Annotated in this window: 17 protein-coding genes; 10 read left to right on the top strand and 7 right to left on the bottom strand. The window is 71.6% G+C overall.

Features of this window, described 5'->3' with window-relative positions; translation table 11 throughout:
* The 3 genes from VF557_18695 to VF557_18685 all read right to left on the bottom strand — a co-directional run.
* On the bottom strand, window positions 1–93 hold a 93-nt coding region (locus VF557_18695; GenBank protein ID HEX8082243.1), incomplete at its 3' end, for a leucine zipper domain-containing protein.
* A 137-nt stretch (window positions 94–230) separates the two neighbouring features.
* A complete protein-coding gene (locus tag VF557_18690) occupies window positions 231–887 on the bottom strand; it encodes a DUF2461 domain-containing protein (protein ID HEX8082242.1) in 657 nt (218 codons plus the stop codon).
* Complete coding sequence (locus tag VF557_18685; protein ID HEX8082241.1) at window positions 884–1,441, bottom strand: GNAT family N-acetyltransferase; 558 nt, start codon at window positions 1,439–1,441, stop codon at window positions 884–886. Before VF557_18685 ends, VF557_18690 begins: the two co-directional genes overlap by 4 nt.
* 79 nt (window positions 1,442–1,520) lie before the next feature.
* On the opposite strand from VF557_18685, the gene VF557_18680 reads away from it, so the two are divergent.
* The 4 genes from VF557_18680 to VF557_18665 all read left to right on the top strand — a co-directional run bounded on the left by VF557_18680 (window position 1,521) and on the right by VF557_18665 (window position 7,160).
* Entirely contained in the window at window positions 1,521–2,762 is a 1,242-nt protein-coding gene (locus VF557_18680; protein HEX8082240.1) for a crosslink repair DNA glycosylase YcaQ family protein, read from the top strand.
* A gap of 54 nt (window positions 2,763–2,816) precedes the next feature.
* Entirely contained in the window at window positions 2,817–3,446 is a 630-nt protein-coding gene (locus VF557_18675) for a nucleoside/nucleotide kinase family protein (GenBank protein ID HEX8082239.1), read from the top strand.
* 169 nt (window positions 3,447–3,615) lie between these two features.
* Entirely contained in the window at window positions 3,616–4,527 is a 912-nt protein-coding gene (dapA, locus tag VF557_18670; protein HEX8082238.1) for a 4-hydroxy-tetrahydrodipicolinate synthase, read from the top strand.
* 104 nt (window positions 4,528–4,631) lie between these two features.
* Entirely contained in the window at window positions 4,632–7,160 is a 2,529-nt protein-coding gene (locus tag VF557_18665; GenBank protein HEX8082237.1) for a DNA translocase FtsK, read from the top strand.
* Window positions 7,161–7,340: 180 nt separating this feature from the next.
* On the opposite strand, the gene VF557_18660 is transcribed toward VF557_18665, so the two are convergent.
* On the bottom strand, window positions 7,341–7,493 hold the full coding sequence (locus tag VF557_18660; GenBank protein HEX8082236.1) for a hypothetical protein: 153 nt from the start codon (window positions 7,491–7,493) through the stop codon (window positions 7,341–7,343).
* Between the two features lie 33 nt (window positions 7,494–7,526).
* Window positions 7,527–8,135, bottom strand: a complete 609-nt coding sequence (locus VF557_18655) for an amino-acid N-acetyltransferase (protein HEX8082235.1) — start codon at window positions 8,133–8,135, stop codon at window positions 7,527–7,529.
* Between the two features lie 79 nt (window positions 8,136–8,214).
* Between VF557_18655 and rimO the strand changes: the two genes are divergently transcribed.
* The 6 genes from rimO (at window position 8,215) to VF557_18625 (ending at window position 13,196) form a co-directional block, all read left to right on the top strand.
* A complete protein-coding gene (gene rimO, locus VF557_18650; GenBank protein ID HEX8082234.1) occupies window positions 8,215–9,630 on the top strand; it encodes a 30S ribosomal protein S12 methylthiotransferase RimO in 1,416 nt (471 codons plus the stop codon).
* Window positions 9,627–10,229 carry a CDP-diacylglycerol--glycerol-3-phosphate 3-phosphatidyltransferase gene (gene pgsA / locus VF557_18645; protein HEX8082233.1) on the top strand — a complete coding sequence of 201 codons (603 nt, stop codon included), beginning with the start codon at window positions 9,627–9,629 and terminating at the stop codon, window positions 10,227–10,229. Before rimO ends, pgsA begins: the two co-directional genes overlap by 4 nt.
* Entirely contained in the window at window positions 10,226–10,759 is a 534-nt protein-coding gene (locus VF557_18640) for a CinA family protein (GenBank protein ID HEX8082232.1), read from the top strand. The genes pgsA and VF557_18640 overlap by 4 nt, the downstream gene beginning before the upstream one ends.
* Before the next feature lie 158 nt (window positions 10,760–10,917).
* On the top strand, window positions 10,918–11,268 hold the full coding sequence (locus tag VF557_18635; protein ID HEX8082231.1) for a helix-turn-helix transcriptional regulator: 351 nt from the start codon (window positions 10,918–10,920) through the stop codon (window positions 11,266–11,268).
* Window positions 11,269–11,741: 473 nt separating this feature from the next.
* Window positions 11,742–12,239: a helix-turn-helix domain-containing protein gene (locus tag VF557_18630; GenBank protein ID HEX8082230.1), complete on the top strand. Its 498-nt coding sequence runs from the start codon at window positions 11,742–11,744 to the stop codon at window positions 12,237–12,239.
* A 117-nt stretch (window positions 12,240–12,356) separates the two neighbouring features.
* On the top strand, window positions 12,357–13,196 hold the full coding sequence (locus tag VF557_18625) for a PspA/IM30 family protein (GenBank protein ID HEX8082229.1): 840 nt from the start codon (window positions 12,357–12,359) through the stop codon (window positions 13,194–13,196).
* Here VF557_18625 and VF557_18620 read toward each other — a convergent pair.
* A complete protein-coding gene (locus VF557_18620; protein ID HEX8082228.1) occupies window positions 13,193–13,984 on the bottom strand; it encodes a DNA-formamidopyrimidine glycosylase family protein in 792 nt (263 codons plus the stop codon). The two genes, VF557_18625 and VF557_18620, sit on opposite strands and share 4 nt — an antisense overlap.
* A gap of 5 nt (window positions 13,985–13,989) precedes the next feature.
* The coding region (locus VF557_18615) for a hypothetical protein (protein ID HEX8082227.1) at window positions 13,990–17,207 on the bottom strand (3,218 nt) is incomplete at its 5' end.

Genomic DNA, 17,207 nt, shown 5'->3' with positions numbered 1-17,207 from the left:
GGCAGCGCGACGCAACGGCCAGCCGTCCTCCACGACACAACGGGCCAGGCGCAGACGACCGAGTTCTGACAACGGGGCATTACGGTGGGACACGAAGACCTCCGGTGGTGTGCGTTCCTCGACAGCTCGCACTTCACTCGGTGGTCTTCGCCTTGTCAGCCAGCCACGCCGTCACCAACGTCTGTGGTCAGTACAGCTAGCGCTCGCCGCGGTGTCGGTCGCGCGGCTCGCTAGCGCTCGCCGCGGCGCGCGACGGGCAGGTCGGACTGGCCGACGTTCTTGTCCAGCCAGTCGATCAACGGCTGCATCGCCCGCCAGGCCTTGACCACCTCGGTCTTGGCGCGCGGGGTCTGCAGCCAGTCCGGGCAGCCGAACTCGCGGGTCGCCCAGATCGACTTGTGCCGCAGCAGTTCCTGGCGCGGGTGGTCCTTGGGGTAGCCGCTCGGGATCCGGCTCAGCTGCTCGCCCCGGATCTCCAGCTTGGCCTTCTCGGCGAGCTTGATCGACTGCTCCAGCACGTGGCCGGGCAGGTCCTCTGCGACCGCCCGGCGGTAGCGGGCCACCTGGTCCGAGGCAAGCTCGTAATAGCCGCCGCTGGCGTACAGGCCTGCCGCCGAGACCTGCAGGTAGCGCCGGGACTCGGCGAAGTAGACGCCCTGATGGGTCTTGTACGGCGTCTTGTCCTTGGCGAACCGGACGTCGCGGAACGGCCGGAAGAATTTGGCCGCGCCGAACTCCGTGGCCAGCTCGGCGGCCAGCTCCTGCAGCGGCGCCTTGACCTGCTCGTCGTAGATCTGGCGGTGCGCCGCCCAGAACGCCTTGGAGTTGTCCGCCTCGAGGTCTTCATAGAAGTCCAGCGCGGCAAAGGAGATCCCGGCGAAACTCATCGGGGCGTCTCTTCTGAGTCGGTGAGCGAGGTGTGCAGTCGCAGCTCGGTCACGATGCCGACGCCGGTGTCCAGGTCGCGCCGCAGGCCGTCGGCGTCCCAGCCGGCCGAGCGGTAGAACTGCAGCGAGGCGGTGTCGGCCACCGGCACCCAGGCCACCAGCCGGTTCGCGCCGGCCGCCCGCGCCAGGTCGGCGACCGCTGCCAGCAGCCGCGAGCCGTGCCCGCGCCGGCCCCACCGCGGCTCGACCAGCAGCATGCTGATCGCCGCGGTCGTGTCAGGCTCGGGGTCCTGCGGCTGGCGGTCGGCATCCGGCCCGAACGCGGAGAAGCCGACCCGGTGCTCGCCTTCCATCGCCACCAGGACGTGGTGGTTCAGCGTCGGCGGCGAGGTGACCGCGCCGTGCCAGCTGATCGCGATGTCGGCCTGGCTCAGGGACTGCAGGATCTCGGCGGGCAGCACTGTCTGATACGCCAGCCGCCACGTGTCGAGTTGGATCCGGGCCAGCTCGGTCACGTCGTTCACGGACGCCGGCCGGACGCTCACATCTGCCACAACAGACAGCCTAGGCGACCCGGCTGTGGCTGGTTGCCGTCGGCCGAGCCGCTGTCGTACCAGCATGGTCAAATGTGGCATGCCTTCAGCCGACCTGTCAGCCGCCGCAGCCCGCCGGATCGCCCTGGCGGCCCAGGGCTTCGGCCTGCCGAGGCCGGCCGGGCCGGTCACCGCCCGGCACATCCGCAAGGTGGTCGACACCATGGCGCTGCTGCAGCTGGACTCGGTCAATGTGCTGTCCCGCTCGCACTACCTGCCGGTGTTCGCGCGGCTCGGGTCCTACCCGCGCGAGATCCTGGACCGGTTGACCGGGCACACCGCCGGCCGGCTGCAGCGCGAGTACGTCGAGTACTGGGCGCACGAGGCGTCGCTGATCCCGCTGGAAACCCACCCGCTGCTGCGCTGGCGCATGGCCCAGGCCAGCCAGGAGTCCTGGGGCGGCATGCAGCGGATCGCCAGGGAGCAGCCGCAGCTGCTGGACGAGATCCGCCGGCTGGTCGCCGAGCGGGGGCCGATCCGCAGTGCCGACGTGACCCAGGAGCGGCGGCCGAAGAAGCCCGGTCAGATGTGGAACTGGGACGACGGCAAGACGGCGCTGGAATACCTGTTCTGGACCGGCGAGGTGGGCGCGGCCCGCCGGATCAACTTCGAACGGCAGTACGACCTGATCGAGCGGGTGCTGCCGGCGGGCATCCTCGACCAGCCGACCCTGGCCCGCGAAGATGCCCAGCGCGAGCTGGTCAGGATCGCCGCCCGGGCCTACGGGGTGGCCGCCGAGCCCGACCTGGGCGACTACTTCAGGCTGCCCCGGGCCGACTCGAAGCTGCGGGTCGCCGAACTCGTCGAGGCCGGTGAGCTGCTGCCGGTGACGGTCGCCGGCTGGAACGCTCCCGGCTACCTGTGGCCGGCGGCGCGGCGGCCCCGCGCAGTGCGGGCCAGGGCGCTGCTGAGCCCGTTCGACCCGCTGATCTGGTTCCGCGACCGCGCCAAGCGGCTGTTCGGCTTCCACTACCGCATCGAGATCTACACCCCGGCCGTGCAGCGCGTGTACGGCTACTACGTGCTGCCGTTCCTGCTCGGTGAGACGCTGGTCGGCCGGGTGGACCTGAAGGCCGACCGGCAGGCCGGCGTGCTCAGGGTCCAGTCGGCCTGGGGCGAGCCCGGTGTCGACCAGGACGAGGTGGCCTTCGAACTGGCCGCCGCGCTGGCCGAGCTGGCGGACTGGCTCGGGCTCGACGGCGTGCACGTCACCGGCCCCGGCGATCTGGCGCCGGCGCTGGCCGCGGCGCTGAGCAGCACGGTCAGCCAGCCTGCCTTGTGAGTAGGCAGAACTGATGGGACGGCAGCGGCCGAGCGTGGCAGCGAGAGGCAGGCGATGGCGGGCATCCCCGAGCTGGCGGGCTTTCCCGAGCTGCTGGACGACGCCCGGCTGCTGAGCGAAGCCGGCCGGCGCCAGCTTCTGGGCATCACCGGCCCGCCCGGAGCCGGCAAGTCCACGCTGGCGCGGCGGTTGGTCACCGCGCTCGGGCCCGAACGGGCCGTCCTGGTGGGCATGGACGGCTTTCACCTCGCCGACGCCGAGTTGCGCCGCACCGGGCTGCGGGCTCGCAAGGGTGCGCCGGACACCTTCGACCGGGCTGGTTACGCGTCCCTGCTGGGCCGGCTGTGCCGCGAGCCGGGCACTGTCTACGCGCCCGCCTTCGACCGCTCGATCGAAGATTCCATCGCCGCGGCGGTGCCGGTGCCGGCGCACGTGCCGCTGGTCGTCACCGAGGGCAACTACCTGCTGCTGTGGCCCGAGGTCCGCCCGTTGCTGGCTCAGATCTGGTACCTGGACCCGCCGGCCGAGGCCCGCCGGGCCGCTCTGATCGCTCGGCACGTGGCCTATGGCAAGACCCCGGAGCAGGCCGAGGATTGGGTGCTGAACTCCGACGAACGCAATGCCGGGTTGATCGCCGCCGGACGCGAGCGGGCCGACCGGGTGCTGGGCTGGACCGCTGACTGACGACCCACCCGCTGACCGATGACCCGGCTGCTGACGACCACCCCGTTGACCGATGACCCGGCCGCCGCCTGACACCCTGCCGCCTCAGGACCCGACCCACCCGGTATTGCCGCTCGATCCGAGGGCGTGGATGCGCACTCCGGCCGGTCCCAGCGGTAGCGTTGAAAGCATGTCTAGCAAGGATCGCGTCCCCCCGTTCGGCCGGTTGCTCACCGCCATGGTCACGCCGTTCACCGTCGCCGGTGAGCTTGATCTGCAGGCGGCGCGCGAGCTGGCCACCTACCTGGTGGACGAGCAGCGCAACGACGGCCTGGTGATCAACGGCACCACCGGTGAGGCGCCCACCACCTCAGATCGCGAGAAGGCCGAACTGGTGGCGGCCGTGGTCGACGCGGTCGGTGACCGGGCCGCCATCGTGGCCGGGGTCGGAACCTTCGACACGGTGCATTCGATCCAGCTCGCCGAGCAGGCCGCCAAGGCCGGCGCCGACGGCTTGCTGGTGGTGACCCCCTACTACTCGCGGCCCCCGCAGGCCGGCATGCTGCAGCACTTCCGCGCGGTCGCCGACGCCAGCGCGCTGCCGGTGATGGTCTATGACATCCCGGTCCGGACCGGGGTGCAGCTGCAGACCGAGACGCTGATCGAACTGGCCGGCCACGAGCAGATCGTGGCGGTCAAGGACGCCCGCGGCGAGCCGGCAGCCTCGGCCCGGGTGCTGGCCGAGACCGAGCTGGCCTACTACGCCGGCGATGACGCGATGCTGCTGCCGCTGCTCGCGGTGGGCGGGGCCGGCGTGGTCGGCACCTCCACCCACTTCTCCGGCGCCGTGACCAAGCAGGTGCTGGAGGCCTACGAGCGCGGTGACATCGCCGAGGCCTTGCGGCTGTACCGGCAGGTGCTGCCGATCTACACCGGCATCTTCCGCACCCAGGGCGTGATCCTGGTGAAGGCCGGCCTGGCGCTGTTGGGCCGGCCGGTGGGACCGGTCCGGCTGCCGATGGTCGATGCCACCGAGCACGAGCTGAGCCACCTGCGCCAGGACCTGGCCGCCGCCGGCCTGGGCGGCCCGGGTCTGGTCTAGCCACGCTGCTGGTCCGGCCTGGGCGGTCCAGGTCCGGTCTAGCCACGCTGCTGGCTTCGGTGTCGGTCCGCCCTCAACTTGCGGTTGAGCGTTACCGTTACCAGGTGGCAGCGACCCCCGGAACCAGGACCCGACAGCCGGCATCGAAGAAGGCGTCGGGACCCGGACGCGCCCGCAGCGGCGGCTCCGCGCCGGCCAGCCGGACCCGGTCGACCGGACGGGTGACCGCTCGCTCCAACCAGCGCAAGCCGTCCCGGCAACGACCGGCGCTGGCCGCTTTCGGCCGGCTGATCGCGCAGCTCTGGCGAGCCCTCGGCGTGGCCGCCGGCACGCTGGCCCGCGCGGTGGGACGCAACGCCGCCACCGCCCGTGAGCTCGACCCGGCGCACCGCCGCGACGGCGTCGGCCTGGCCGTCCTGGCACTGGGCCTGATCTCAGCCATCGCGGTGTGGTTCGCCGCGGCCGGCCCACTCGGCGAGGCGATCACCGGGCTGTTCCGGCTGCTGGTCGGCGACCTGGCGCTGCTGCTGCCACCGCTGCTGGTCATCTGGGCCGTGCACCTGCTGCGCCAGCAGCCCCAACCCGAGCGCCGTGGCCGGCTGCTGGTGGGCGGGCTGGCGATCGGCCTGACAGTCACCGGCATGCTGCACCTGTGGGCCGGCTCGCCGACGGACGAGACCGGCTGGTCGGCCGCCGGCGGGGTGACCGGGATGCTCGCCGGCCAGCTGGAGCGGGTGCTGCCGGCCGGCCTGGTCGTCCTGGTGCTCTTCCTGCTCGGCGCGTTCGGCGCGCTGGTGGTGACCGCCACCCCGCTGAACCAGTTGCCCGGCATGGTCCGCGAGCTGTTCACCCGTCCCGGCGACGACGAGACCGATTCGCCCACCGGCCGGTGGGGCCGGTCCGACGCGCCGGACACCGAAGCCGACCCGGACGCCGAGGCCGACCCGTTCCTCGAGGATCCCTTTCCGGCCGTGGACCCGGCCGCCGCCGGTGACCCGGCCGATCCCGCCGCCACGGCCCGCAAGCCGCGCAAGCCTCGGGTCGCCAAGCCCGCCGAGGTCGACGACCTGCCGCCGGTGACCCGGCCGACCCAGCTGGAGCTCAACGGCGGCGCTGCCTACACGCTGCCCTCGCCCGACATCCTCGGCGTCGGCTCCCAGCACCTGGCCCACACCCGGGCCAACGACGAGGTGATCGCTTCGCTGTCGCAGGTGTTCGAGGAGTTCAGCGTCGACTGCGCGGTCACCGGTTTCAGCCGGGGCCCCACGGTCACCCGGTACGAGGTCGAGCTGGGCCCGGGCGTCAAGGTCGAGCGGATCATCCAGCTGGCCCGCAACATCGCCTACGCCGTGAAGAGCCCCGACGTCCGGATCATCAGCCCGATCCCTGGCAAGTCCGCGGTCGGCGTGGAGATCCCGAACACCGATCCCGAGATCGTGATGCTGGGCGACGTGCTGCGCTCGAACGTGGCGCTGCGCGATCACCACCCGATGCTGGCCGCGCTCGGCAAGGACGTCGAGGGCGGCTTCGTGGTCGCCAACCTGGCCAAGATGCCGCACCTGCTGGTCGCCGGCGCGACCGGCGCGGGCAAGTCCTCGTGCATCAACTCCCTCATCCTGTCGGTGCTGACCAGGGCCACCCCGGACGAGGTCCGGATGGTGCTGATCGATCCGAAGCGGGTCGAGTTCGCCGCCTACCAGGGCATTCCGCACCTGGTGACGCCGGTGATCACCAATCCGAAGAAGGCCGCCGACGCCCTGGCCTGGGTGGTGCGGGAGATGGACCTGCGCTACGAGGACATGGAGGCCTCCGGCGTCCGGCACATCGATGACTTCAACCGCAAGGTGCGCCACGGCGAGCTGATCGCCCCGCCGGGCAGCGAGCGGGTCTACACGCCCTACCCCTACCTGCTGGTGATCGTCGACGAGCTGGCCGACCTGATGATGGTGGCCCCGCGCGACGTGGAGGACGCGGTGGTGCGGATCACCCAGCTGGCCCGGGCGGCCGGCATCCACCTGGTGATCGCGACCCAGCGGCCCTCGGTCGACGTGGTGACCGGTTTGATCAAGGCCAACGTGCCGTCCCGGCTGGGCTTCAAGACCTCGTCGGTGACCGACTCCCGGGTGATCCTGGACCAGCCGGGCGCTGAGAAGCTGCTCGGCAAGGGGGACGGGCTGTTCCTGCCGATGGGGGCCTCCAAGCCGGCCCGGATCCAGGGCGCCTACGTCACCGACTCCGAGATCAACGCGATCGTGGCGCACTGCAAGGCCCAGCTGCAGCCGAGCTACCGCGAGGACGTCACCGCCCCGGTGGCGGCCACGAAAGACATCGACTCCGATATCGGGGATGACCTCGACGTGTTCCTGCAGGCGGTGGAGCTGGTGGTCTCGACCCAGTTCGGCTCGACGTCGATGTTGCAGCGCAAGCTGCGGGTCGGGTTCGCCAAGGCGGGGCGGTTGATGGACCTGATGGAGTCCCGCGCGATCGTGGGTCCGTCCGAGGGGTCCAAGGCACGCGATGTGCTGGTCAAGCCCGATGAGCTGTCCGGTCTGATGTTCACCCTGCGCAACGGCGGCAGCGCCGAGGACCTGGTGGCTGACGACGAGGACGAGGACGAGCCGCCGCCGTTCTGACGGGGCCCTGGCAGCGCGCCGATCGTTGGCCTTGGGGCAGCCACGGCGACGGCGGGTCGCCCTGCTGGACGGCCAACGATGACCCCGCCCTCTACTCACAGTCCCAGGAGCAGCCGCCCCGGGACGGCAAACGGCCCTGACCGCGGGCTGCGGTCAGGGCCGAGAGGGCGAAGCGGGTTACTAGCCGCGGCCGGCGTGCCGGGCCAGATAGAACAGCCGGCGGAACGTCAGCCTGGCGCGCACGTTCGAGGCATGGCGGCCGGAGCCGACAGCTTCCCGGGCAGGCACCGTCCAGCTGGCAGCCCCAGGTCGGGTCAACTGAAATCCGGTCATTGAACAACACCTCCGTGGCGCACGGTATAGGTGTTACTCCGTGTGACTGGAGAGGCGCGCGGGACCGTCAACCTCAACATGAAGGTTTACCGGTTCGGGCAGCTCCGACCGGGCGGCCAGGGTGAGCAGCATCCGGGAGTTGCCCAGGGTGTTCGGCTTGACGAACTCCAGATCGAGGAACTCGGCGATGCCCTCGTCGTAGGACCGGCGCATCTGGGCGTACACCTCCGGCTCCACCGGGGTGTCATCGATCTCGACGAAGCCGTGCCGGGCGAAGAACCGGGTCTGGAAGGTCAGCGCGAACAGCCGGCGCAGACCCAGCTCCAGGGCGCCGCCGACCAGCTCGTCCAGCAGCAGGTCACCGATCCGGTTGCCGCGCCACTCCTGCGACACCGCTAGCGTCCGGATCTCGCCGAGGTCCTCCCACAGCACGTGCAACGCGCCGCAGCCGATCACCAGGCCGTCCAGCTCGGCCACCCGGAACTCCTGCACCGACTCGTACAGGGTCACCCTGTCCTTGGCCAGCAGCACCCGCTGGCCGGTGTAGGTGTCGATCAGGGCCTTGATCGCCGGAACGTCGCTGGTGCGGGCCCGCCGGATCAGAACCTGGTCAGCCGGATTCGCTGGGCTGATCGGGGGCATAGCGGCACGATACTCAACGCCGCGGTCGAACCGGCCTGAGCGGGCAGCGACGGCGCCGGCCACGGGTAGCCTGCTGAATGTGTCCGAACCGCTCACCGGAGTGCAAGCCAGCAGCGTCGCCATCCTCACGCTGGGCTGCGCCCGCAACGAGGTGGATTCGGAGGAGCTGGCGGGAACCCTGGCCGCCCGGGGCTGGCAGCTGGCCGATTCCGACAGTGCCGACGTGGTGGTGGTCAACACCTGCGGTTTCATCGACTCGGCCAAGAAGGACTCGATCGACACCCTGCTGGCCGCGGCCGACAGCGGCAAGAAGGTGGTCGCGGTCGGTTGCCTGGCCGAGCGCTACGGCGACCAGCTGGCCAGCGCCCTTCCCGAGGCCGACGCGATCCTGGGCTTCGACTCCTACGCCAGCATCGACGCCCGGCTCGATGACGTGCTGGCCGGGCGACCGATCGCCCCGCACACCCCGACCGACCGGCGGACCCTGCTGCCGATCAGCCCGGCGCAGCGCCCGTCGGCGGTTTCCGAGGTCTCCGTCCCGGGCCACCAGTGGGGGCCGACGGCAGCCCGGGCCCGGCTCGACGACGCCCCGGTGGCCTACCTCAAACTGGCCTCCGGCTGTGATCGCCGGTGCACCTTCTGCGCCATCCCGTCCTTCCGGGGCGCGTTCGTCTCCCGCGGTCCGACCGAGATCCTGGCCGAGGCCCGCTGGCTGGCCGGTCAGGGCGTCCGGGAGCTGGTGCTGGTCAGCGAGAACTCCACCTCTTACGGCAAGGACCTCGGCGACCTGCGGGCGCTGGAGGCGTTGCTGCCCGAGCTCGCCGCGATCGAGGGCATCGAGTGGGTCCGGGTCTCCTACCTGCAGCCGGCCGAGTTGCGCCCCTCGCTGCTGCGGGTGATCGCCAGCACGCCGGGCGTGCTGCCGTATTTCGACCTGTCCTTCCAGCACGCCGCCCCGCAGGTGCTGCGCCGGATGAAGCGGTTCGGCTCGACGGAGTCCTTCCTGGGGCTGCTTGCCCAGGCGCGGGAGCTGGCTCCGCAGGCCGGCGCCCGGAGCAATGTCATCGTCGGCTTTCCGGGTGAGACCGAGGGCGACCTGGCCGAGCTGGAGCGGTTTCTGACCCTGGCCCGGCTGGACGTGGTCGGGGTCTTCGGTTACTCCGACGAGGACGGCACCGAGGCCGAGCGCTACGAGGGCAAGCTGGATCCCGCGGTGATAGCCGGCCGGGTCGAGCGGGTCGCCACGCTGGTCAACGAGTTGATCGACCAGCGTGCCGAGGACCGGCTCGGTGAGAGCGTCGAGGTGCTGATCGAGGCGGCTGAGGACGGCGGGCTGACCGGCCGGGCCGCCCACCAGGCGCCCGAGACCGACGGTTGCGTGCGGCTCGACGGCGAGCTGGCCGGGTTGCGTCCCGGGCTGCTGGTGCGAGCCGTGGTGACCGGCAACGACGGCGCTGACCTGACCGCCGACGTGGTCCCCGGTTCAGCGCGATGAGCGGCATCGAGCCGCGCACCGACCCGCTCGCCGATCCGGTGACCACCGTGTCGGCGTGGAACATCGCCAACGCCCTGACCATGCTGCGGCTGGCGCTGGTGCCGTTCTTCGCCGCGGCGCTGTTTCACGGCAGCGGGCATTCGACCGGGTGGCGGGTGACGGCCTGGGTGATCTTCGCGGTGGCCAGCCTGACCGACCGGATCGACGGCGAGATCGCGCGCAAGCGTGGCCTGATCACCGAATTCGGCAAGCTGGCCGACCCGATCGCGGACAAGGCGCTGATCGGCACCGCGCTGGTCGGGCTGTCGATGCTGGGTGACCTGCACTGGGGGGTGACGGTGGTGATCCTGGTGCGCGAGGTCGGCGTGACGATGCTGAGGTTCTGGGTGATCCGGCACGGCGTGATGCCCGCCAGCCGCGGCGGCAAGGTCAAGACCCTGCTGCAAGGAGTGGCCATCGGGCTGCTGGTGCTGCCGCTGTCCGGCGCGCTGCACACCGCCGCCAGCCTCGTGATGGTGGCAGCGGTGGTGCTGACCGTGATCACCGGTCTGGATTACGTGGCGCGAGCGCTGCGGCTGCGCCGGGTGGTGCAGGCGTGAGCGGCCCCGAGCCGGCCGCTCCCAGCCCCGAGCTGGCCGCCCAGCTCGAGCAGCTGCACCGGGTGCTGGGTGAGCAGGAGCAGACGGTGGCGGTGGCGGAGTCGATGACCGGCGGCCTGCTGGCAGCGGCGCTGACCAGCACGGCCGGCGCCAGCGCCACCTTTCGCGGCGGCCTGGTCGTTTACGCCACCGACCTCAAGTCCCGGCTGGCCGGAGTCGGTGAGGACCTGCTCGCCGAGCACGGTCCGGTCGCCCCCCAGATTGCCCTGGAACTGGCGCGCGGGGTGCGCGGCCGGCTGTCGGCGAGCTGGGGCGTCGGGGTCACCGGGGTCGCCGGACCGCAGCCGCAGGACGGCAAGGCGGTCGGAACGGTGTTCCTCAGCGTCGTCGGCCCCGGCCCGGACGCTGGTCTCGAATCGGTATCGGAATTGAATCTCGCCGGAGACAGGAACACGATCCGGATGCAAACCGTTGAACAAGCAGTCGCACTTCTCGCCGGCGCGGTTAACCACCTGACCGGATCACCCTGACGAGCGGCTGTGAGAAGTTCGCTGTCAGCAAATTAGTTCGCGGGCTCGGCGCCGTTCCTGGTGACCGGACTAGCATTGGATTTCAGAAGATCGCCAATCGGCCGATGGTGCTTGCAGGGGCCGACGACGTGATCGGTGGACGAAGGGGGTATCGCGAGATGGCAGTTCTCCGCCATGTGGTCGGCGAGACCCTGCGTGCGGTCCGCCTGCGCCAGCGTCGCACCCTTCGCGAGGTGTCAGCCGCGGCGAGGGTCAGCCTGGGCTATCTGTCCGAGATCGAGCGCGGCCACAAGGAGCCGTCCTCGGAGTTGCTGGCCGCGATCTGTGAGGCACTCGACATCCCGCTGTCCGAGGTGTTCCTGCTGGTCTCGGACACCCTGCGCCGCCAGGAGACGATGGCCGAGCGGGCGATGGTGCTCGGTGCCCGGCGTGGCTCTCCGGTGCTGACTCCGGCGCCGCGTGGCGCTGAAGGGCCCCAGGTTCGATCACTGCCCCACGTGGCGGCCTGAGCCCGTCCTGCGGTCCTAAGTCTCATCCCGCAGTCGAGACAATGGGCGTGTCGGGCGTGCGGCTGGTCGGCGCGCGACGGTCAGCCGCCTAACTTCGGGGTATGAGCACGCACAGTTCCCCCCGCCGCCCTGACCCGCTGTCTGACTTCGTGCTTCGGCCCACCACTGCTGGCCCGGTGCCCGGAGCGCAGCCGCGATCCGGTTCGGCCGCCCTCGGTGGTTCGGCCGCTCTTGGTGGTTCGGCCGCTCTTGGTGGTTCGGCTGCTAACGGTTCGGCCGCGCTCGGTGGTTCGACTGCCAGCGGTTCGGCCGCTCGATCCGGATCAACCGCTCTCGGCGGTTCGACCGCCCCGTCCAGTGGCGCTGCCCCCCGACCGCAGGCCGCGCGTGCCGGCGCCCCGGATGGGTCGCGAGCTACGTCGAGGCCGGGCGCCTCTCCGGCTGCGACGGTGAATTCCCGGACGGCCGGCCCGATGGCCCGTAGCCGCGCCGCCATCCTGGACGGCGCCAGGGCTGCCGTCGAGGCCAATGGCACCAAGATCACGATGGCACAGGTGGCCGCCCGCGGTGGGGTGGCCAAGGCGACGCTGTACAACCACTTCCGGGCCCGCGAGGACGTGCTGGCGGCCCTGTTGCTGGACGAGATCGACCGGCTGGTGGCCACGGTCTCGCACCTGGAGCTGTCGCAGGCGCTGACTGTCGCGGCGGTGGCGGTGTCAGAGCACCCGCTGCTCGAGGCGCTGGGCGGTCAGGACACCACCACCCTGGCGGTGCTGGCCCGGGTGGACGTGCGCACCCCCGGTTGGGCCCGCGTCGGACACGCCGTCGAGCGGCTGCTGCGGCGATCGGGCCGGGCCGGCGCCCCGATGGTGCTGCGCTGGCTGTCCTCGTTCATCATCGCGCCGGCCGATGAGATCGACATCGCCGCCGATGTCGCGGTCCTGCTGTCCGGGTTGCCGCCGACCGGCTGAGGCGCGGGTCGCACGGGTGGGCGTCTCGCCAGCCCGGCTTGGACCACGCTGCCGGCCATGATGCAGACTGGGACGAGCACTGATATCTCCGACGGTTACCGGAAGGTCGTAGCAGCGATGGCGAACGGCATGGTCAAGGCCTGGCGTTACATCTCAGCCTGGTTCGGCGCCAAGGTGGACGAGAAGGCCGACCCGAAGATCCAGATCCAACAGGCGATCGAGGATGCTCAGCGCCAGCACGAAGGTCTGACGCGGCAGGCGGCGAGCGTCATCGGCAACCAGCATCAGCTGGAACTCAAGCTTGACCGGCAGCTGAGCCAGATCGAGGCGTTGCAGGCCCAGGCCCGGCAGGCGCTGGTGCTGGCCGATCAGGCACGCGCCGGCGGCGACGAGGCCAAGGCGGTCGACTTCGAGCAGACCGCGGCGATGCTGGCCAACCAGTTGGTGAGCGCCGAGGAGGCCGCGGCTGATCTGAAGGAGTTGCACGACCAGTCGATGGCTGCCGCCCAGCAGGCACGGCAGGCGGTGCAGGACAACGCGATGATGCTGCAGGAGAAGATGGCCCAGCGCACCAAGCTGCTCAGCCAGCTCGAGCAGGCCAAGATGCAGGAGCAGGTCTCGGCCTCGCTCAACCAGATGGGTGAGCTCGCGGCGCCCAAGAACACCCCGTCGCTGGAAGAGGTGCGCGACAAGATCGAGCGGCGCTACGCCAACGCGCTCGGGCAGGCCGACCTGGCTCAGAACTCGGTGCAGGGCCGGATGCTGGAGGTCCGCAAGGCGACCACCAACATGGCCGGTCAGGCCCGGCTGGCCGAGATCCGGGCCTCGCTGGGCTCCGGCACCGGTGGCACCGGAAGCGCCGCCCTGACCGACAGCGCGCCGCCGGCGCTGGAGAAGGCCCAGCCGCCGGTGACCACGGACCAGACCGTGACCGAGCGGGCCGAGACCGAGCGCTAGCCGCTCACCGCCTGGCAGGTCGGGCAGTAGTAGGTGATTCGTTCCATCGCCGGGTCTTCGCCCTGCTCGCAGCTGAGCACCACGGTGCCGCATCGCCGGCAGCCCTTGCCGGCGCGGCCGTAGACCCAGAACTGCTGTCCGGGCTGTCGCCAGCCGGTGGTGGTCCTGCTGTGGTCGCTGAGGTTGCCACGCAGCAGCCTGACCGAACTGTCCAGGACCGCGCCCAGCTCGGGCACCTCGGCCACCGGCAGGAACGGGCTGAGCCGGTTCAGGAAGAGCACTTCACTCTTGTAGACGTTGCCGATTCCCGCTGTCAGCCGCTGGTCGAGCAGCGCCTCACCGATCGGCCGCGCGGGAACGGCCGCGAACCGGCGCAGCGCTTCGGCGCGGTCGAATTCCGGTGCCAGCAGGTCCGGGCCGAGGTGGCCGACCACCTCGCTCTCCGCGTCGGTGGCCACCAGTTTCAGGTCATGAACCCGGAACCCGGCCGCCAGCCAGTCGGCGTTACCCACCAGCGCCCGGATCTCGTAGTCGCGCCCGCGCGGCCGGGACTGTGCCGGACCGATCCGCCAGCCGCCGTCCATTCGAAGATGGCTGTGCAGGCTCTGTCCGGTCGAGAACCGCATCAGGATGTGCTTGCCGCGCGGCACCACCTCGGTGAGGGTGGCGCCGGTCAGGTCGGCCAGAGCCAGAGCGGGCGTGCGAAGGTCGAACCGGGTCACGGTGCGTCCGGCCAGCGCGGTGTGCAGTCGCTGGCTGGCGATGTAGACGGTGTCGCCCTCGGGCACCTAGCTCACGCCCGCAGCCGCAGGCCGCGCGGCGAGGGCCGGAAGCCGGCCTGCTCCAGCGCGTGGCCCAGCGCCGAGGAGACGATCGGATCGCCATCGGCCGACTCGACATGCAGCTTGCCCAGCGCGCCGGCCCGGGCGCTGATGGCCAGCGCGGTGGCCGCGGCGTGCAGCCGGTCCTGCTCGGCCGTGAACGACAGCAGCGTCTTGCCGCCGCGCTCGACGTACAGCGCGCACTCACCGTCGACCAGAACCACCAGCGCGCCCGCCTTGCGGGCCGGCTGGTGCCCGCGCTTGCCCGCTTCGGGTTCGGGCAGGTGCACCCGGTCGGGCCAGTCCAAGGCTGCTCCGTAGGGGTTGGCGGGGTCGGTGGCGGCCAGCACCAGCGCCTCGGACGGGCCGGAGCTGCCCTGGTCCTGGGCGCTCATCAGGCTGCGCAGCCGGTCGATCGCGCCGGTCAGCCCGAACTGGGCGGCGCCCAGGCCCTCGACGAAGTAGCCGCGCCGGTACCGGCCGGCGTCCTCACCTTGCCGGAGCACCGGGTACACCGCGGAGAAGCCGCCGACCACGCCTTCGGCGGCCACCTCGCCCCGGGTCAGGATGCCGTAGCGGTCCAGCAGCACCTCGGTGCGCAGCAACGCCCGGTGGGCGTCGTCGGGGCTGCGCTCAGGCAGCCGGGACCAGCGCCCGGGTAGGGCGGCGGCGGGTTGCCGGCCGGCTCGGGCCGCCACCGCGGCAGCGCCGGTCAGGTTGAAACGGCCGTACCGGGCTCGTGGCGCTGTCGGGCGCCGGCCATGCGCGGTGCGCCCGCCCCCGAGCCGGGCTCGCACCGGCGCCAGGGTGTCGTTGGTGATGAGGCCGGCGAACGCCAGGTCCCAGATCGCCCGGGCGATGTCGGCCTCGGCCGGGTCGGTCATCTCGGCGCGCACCCGGTCGATGATGGCGCGCAGGAACAGCGCCTGCTCACCGTCCAGCGAGGCCAGGATCGCCTGGTGCACCGGGCTCAACTCGATCTCGGACACCGGCGCCAGCAACTCGGCCGCCGCCCCGGCCGGGACCAGGGTCAGCCAGCCGTCATTGCCGGCCAGCGCGCCGGCTCCGCACCACAGCACCTCACCGGAGCTGGTCAGCTCGTCCAGCAGCGCCGGGGAGTAGTCCGACACCCGGGCCGGCAGCACCAGGCTTTCCAGCGCGCTGGCCGGCACCGCGACGCCGGCCAGTTGCTCGATCACCCGGGCCAGGCCGTCGACGCCGCGGGCCCGCCTGGCGCCGCCGACGCCCTGCCACTCCGGCAGGAACCGGGCCAGCACGGCTTGCGGAGCGGGCTCCACCTCACGGCGCAGCGCGGCCAGGGACCGCCGTCGGATGGTGCGCAGCATGGTGGCGCCGCAGTACTCGCGTCCGACCCGGCCGGGCGTGAACTCACCGGCGACCACCTGCCCGGTGGCCACCAGCCGCTCGAGGCCGGCCTGCACCACCGCGACGCCCAGGCCCAGCCGGGCCGCCGGCTCGCCGACGGTGAACGGGCCGTGGGTCCGGGCGTACCTGGAGAGCAGGTCGCCCAGCGGATCGGCGACCAGTTCGGTGAAGGCCACCGGGATGCCGATCGGCAGCGCGACCCCGAGAGCGTCGCGGACCCGACCGGAGTCCTCGATGGTCAGCCAGCGCATCTCCCCGGCGATCCGCACCGTGATCGCCCGACGCGCTGACCGCAGCCGCTCCAGGTCATCGGCGGTCGAGCCCCGGGCGACGGCCTCGGCGGTGCTGAGGTCACCGACCTCGCGCAGCAGGTCATGGGTCTGGTCCGGCCCGCGGACCCGGCGCCCCTCGCTGAGCCGCTGGGCGTCGGCGATCGACTCGGCGATGGCGTTCTCGTCGAGCAGGTCCCGCAGGTCGGGCGAGCCCATCAACTCGGCCAGCATGGAGGTGTCCAGGGTCAGCGCCTGGGCGCGGCGCTCGGCCAGCGGCGCGTCGGTGTCGTAGAGGAACATGCCCACGTAGCTGAACAGCAGGGACTGCGAGAACGGCGACGGGCTGCCGGTCTCGACCTCGACCAGCCGGACCTGACGGGACTGGATCTGGCGCATCAGCTCGGTCAGGCCGGGCAGGTCATAGACGTCCTGCAGGCATTCGCGCATGGCTTCGAGCACCACCGGGAACTGGCCGTAGTCACGGGCCACCTGCATCAGGGCGTTGGCTCGCTGCCGCTGCTGCCAGAGCGGTGCGCGCCGGCGCGGGTCGCGCTTGGGAAGCAGCAGCGAACGAGCCGCGCACTCGCGGAACCGGGAGGCGAACAGCGCGGAATTGGTCACCTCGCCGGTCACCAGGCCGGCGATCTCGGCCGGGTCGAAGACGGTGATGTCAGCGCCCGGCGCCTCTGCCGTGGTGTCGGGCAACCTCAGCACGATGCCGTCGTCGGAGTGCATCGATTGCACGTCCAGGCCGTGCCGTTCGCGCAGCGCGGCCGAGATGGCCAGGGCCCAGGGCGCGTTCACCGGCGCGCCGAAGGGGGAGTGGATGACCAGCCGCCAGTCGCCGAGCTCGTCGCGGAATCGCTCCACCACGATCGTCCGGTCGGTGGGCAGGTGCCCGGTGGCCGCTCGCTGTTCGTTGAGGTAGCCGACCAGGTTGGCCGCCGCCCACTCGTCCAGCCCGGCCGCTCGGGCCCGCTGGATCGCATCGGGCTCGGCGGCGGCGCCGAGCTCGCGCACGAACGCCCCCAGCGCCCGGCCCAGTTCCACCGGCCGGCCCAGCGAGTCGCCTTTCCAGAACGGCATCTTGCCCGCCTGGCCGGGCGCCGGGCTGACCAGCACCCGGTCGTGGGTGATGTCCTCGATCCGCCAGGACGAGGAGCCGAGCAGGAACACCTCGCCGACCCGGGACTCGTAGACCATCTCCTCGTCGAGCTCGCCGACCCGGGACGCCCGCTCGGAGCCGGCCAGGAAGACGCCGAACATGCCGCGGTCGGGGATGGTGCCGCCGCTGGTCACGGCCAGCCGCTGGGCGCCGGGGCGGCCGGTGAGCTGGTCGGTGCCGCGGTCCCACACGAGGCGGGGACGCAGCTCGGCGAAGGCGGTCGACGGGTAGCGCCCGGACAGCATGTCGAGCACCGCGTGCAGGGCCGAGTCGGGCAGGGCGGCGAAGGCCGCCGACCGGCGGACCACCGCGGCGACCTCGTCGACGGTGCGCGGACCCTCGGAAACCATCGCGACGATCTGCTGGG

It is taken from the genome of Jatrophihabitans sp. (assembly GCA_036389035.1).
In the GTDB taxonomy this organism is placed as follows: Bacteria; Actinomycetota; Actinomycetes; order Mycobacteriales; family Jatrophihabitantaceae; genus Jatrophihabitans_A.
The sequence above is the reverse complement of the archived record's forward strand: the minus strand, read 5'-3'. Positions and strand labels throughout refer to the sequence as shown.

Coding starts and splice junctions, on each gene's coding strand:
- VF557_18690 (HEX8082242.1), bottom strand. CDS start 887: ATGAGTTTCGCCGGGATCTCCTTTGCCGCGCTGGACTTCTATGAAGAC.
- VF557_18680 (HEX8082240.1), top strand. CDS start 1,521: ATGCCTTCAGCCGACCTGTCAGCCGCCGCAGCCCGCCGGATCGCCCTG.
- VF557_18675 (HEX8082239.1), top strand. CDS start 2,817: ATGGCGGGCATCCCCGAGCTGGCGGGCTTTCCCGAGCTGCTGGACGAC.
- dapA (HEX8082238.1), top strand. CDS start 3,616: ATGTCTAGCAAGGATCGCGTCCCCCCGTTCGGCCGGTTGCTCACCGCC.
- VF557_18660 (HEX8082236.1), bottom strand. CDS start 7,493: ATGACCGGATTTCAGTTGACCCGACCTGGGGCTGCCAGCTGGACGGTG.
- VF557_18655 (HEX8082235.1), bottom strand. CDS start 8,135: ATGCCCCCGATCAGCCCAGCGAATCCGGCTGACCAGGTTCTGATCCGG.
- pgsA (HEX8082233.1), top strand. CDS start 9,627: ATGAGCGGCATCGAGCCGCGCACCGACCCGCTCGCCGATCCGGTGACC.
- VF557_18635 (HEX8082231.1), top strand. CDS start 10,918: ATGGCAGTTCTCCGCCATGTGGTCGGCGAGACCCTGCGTGCGGTCCGC.
- VF557_18630 (HEX8082230.1), top strand. CDS start 11,742: ATGGCCCGTAGCCGCGCCGCCATCCTGGACGGCGCCAGGGCTGCCGTC.
- VF557_18625 (HEX8082229.1), top strand. CDS start 12,357: ATGGCGAACGGCATGGTCAAGGCCTGGCGTTACATCTCAGCCTGGTTC.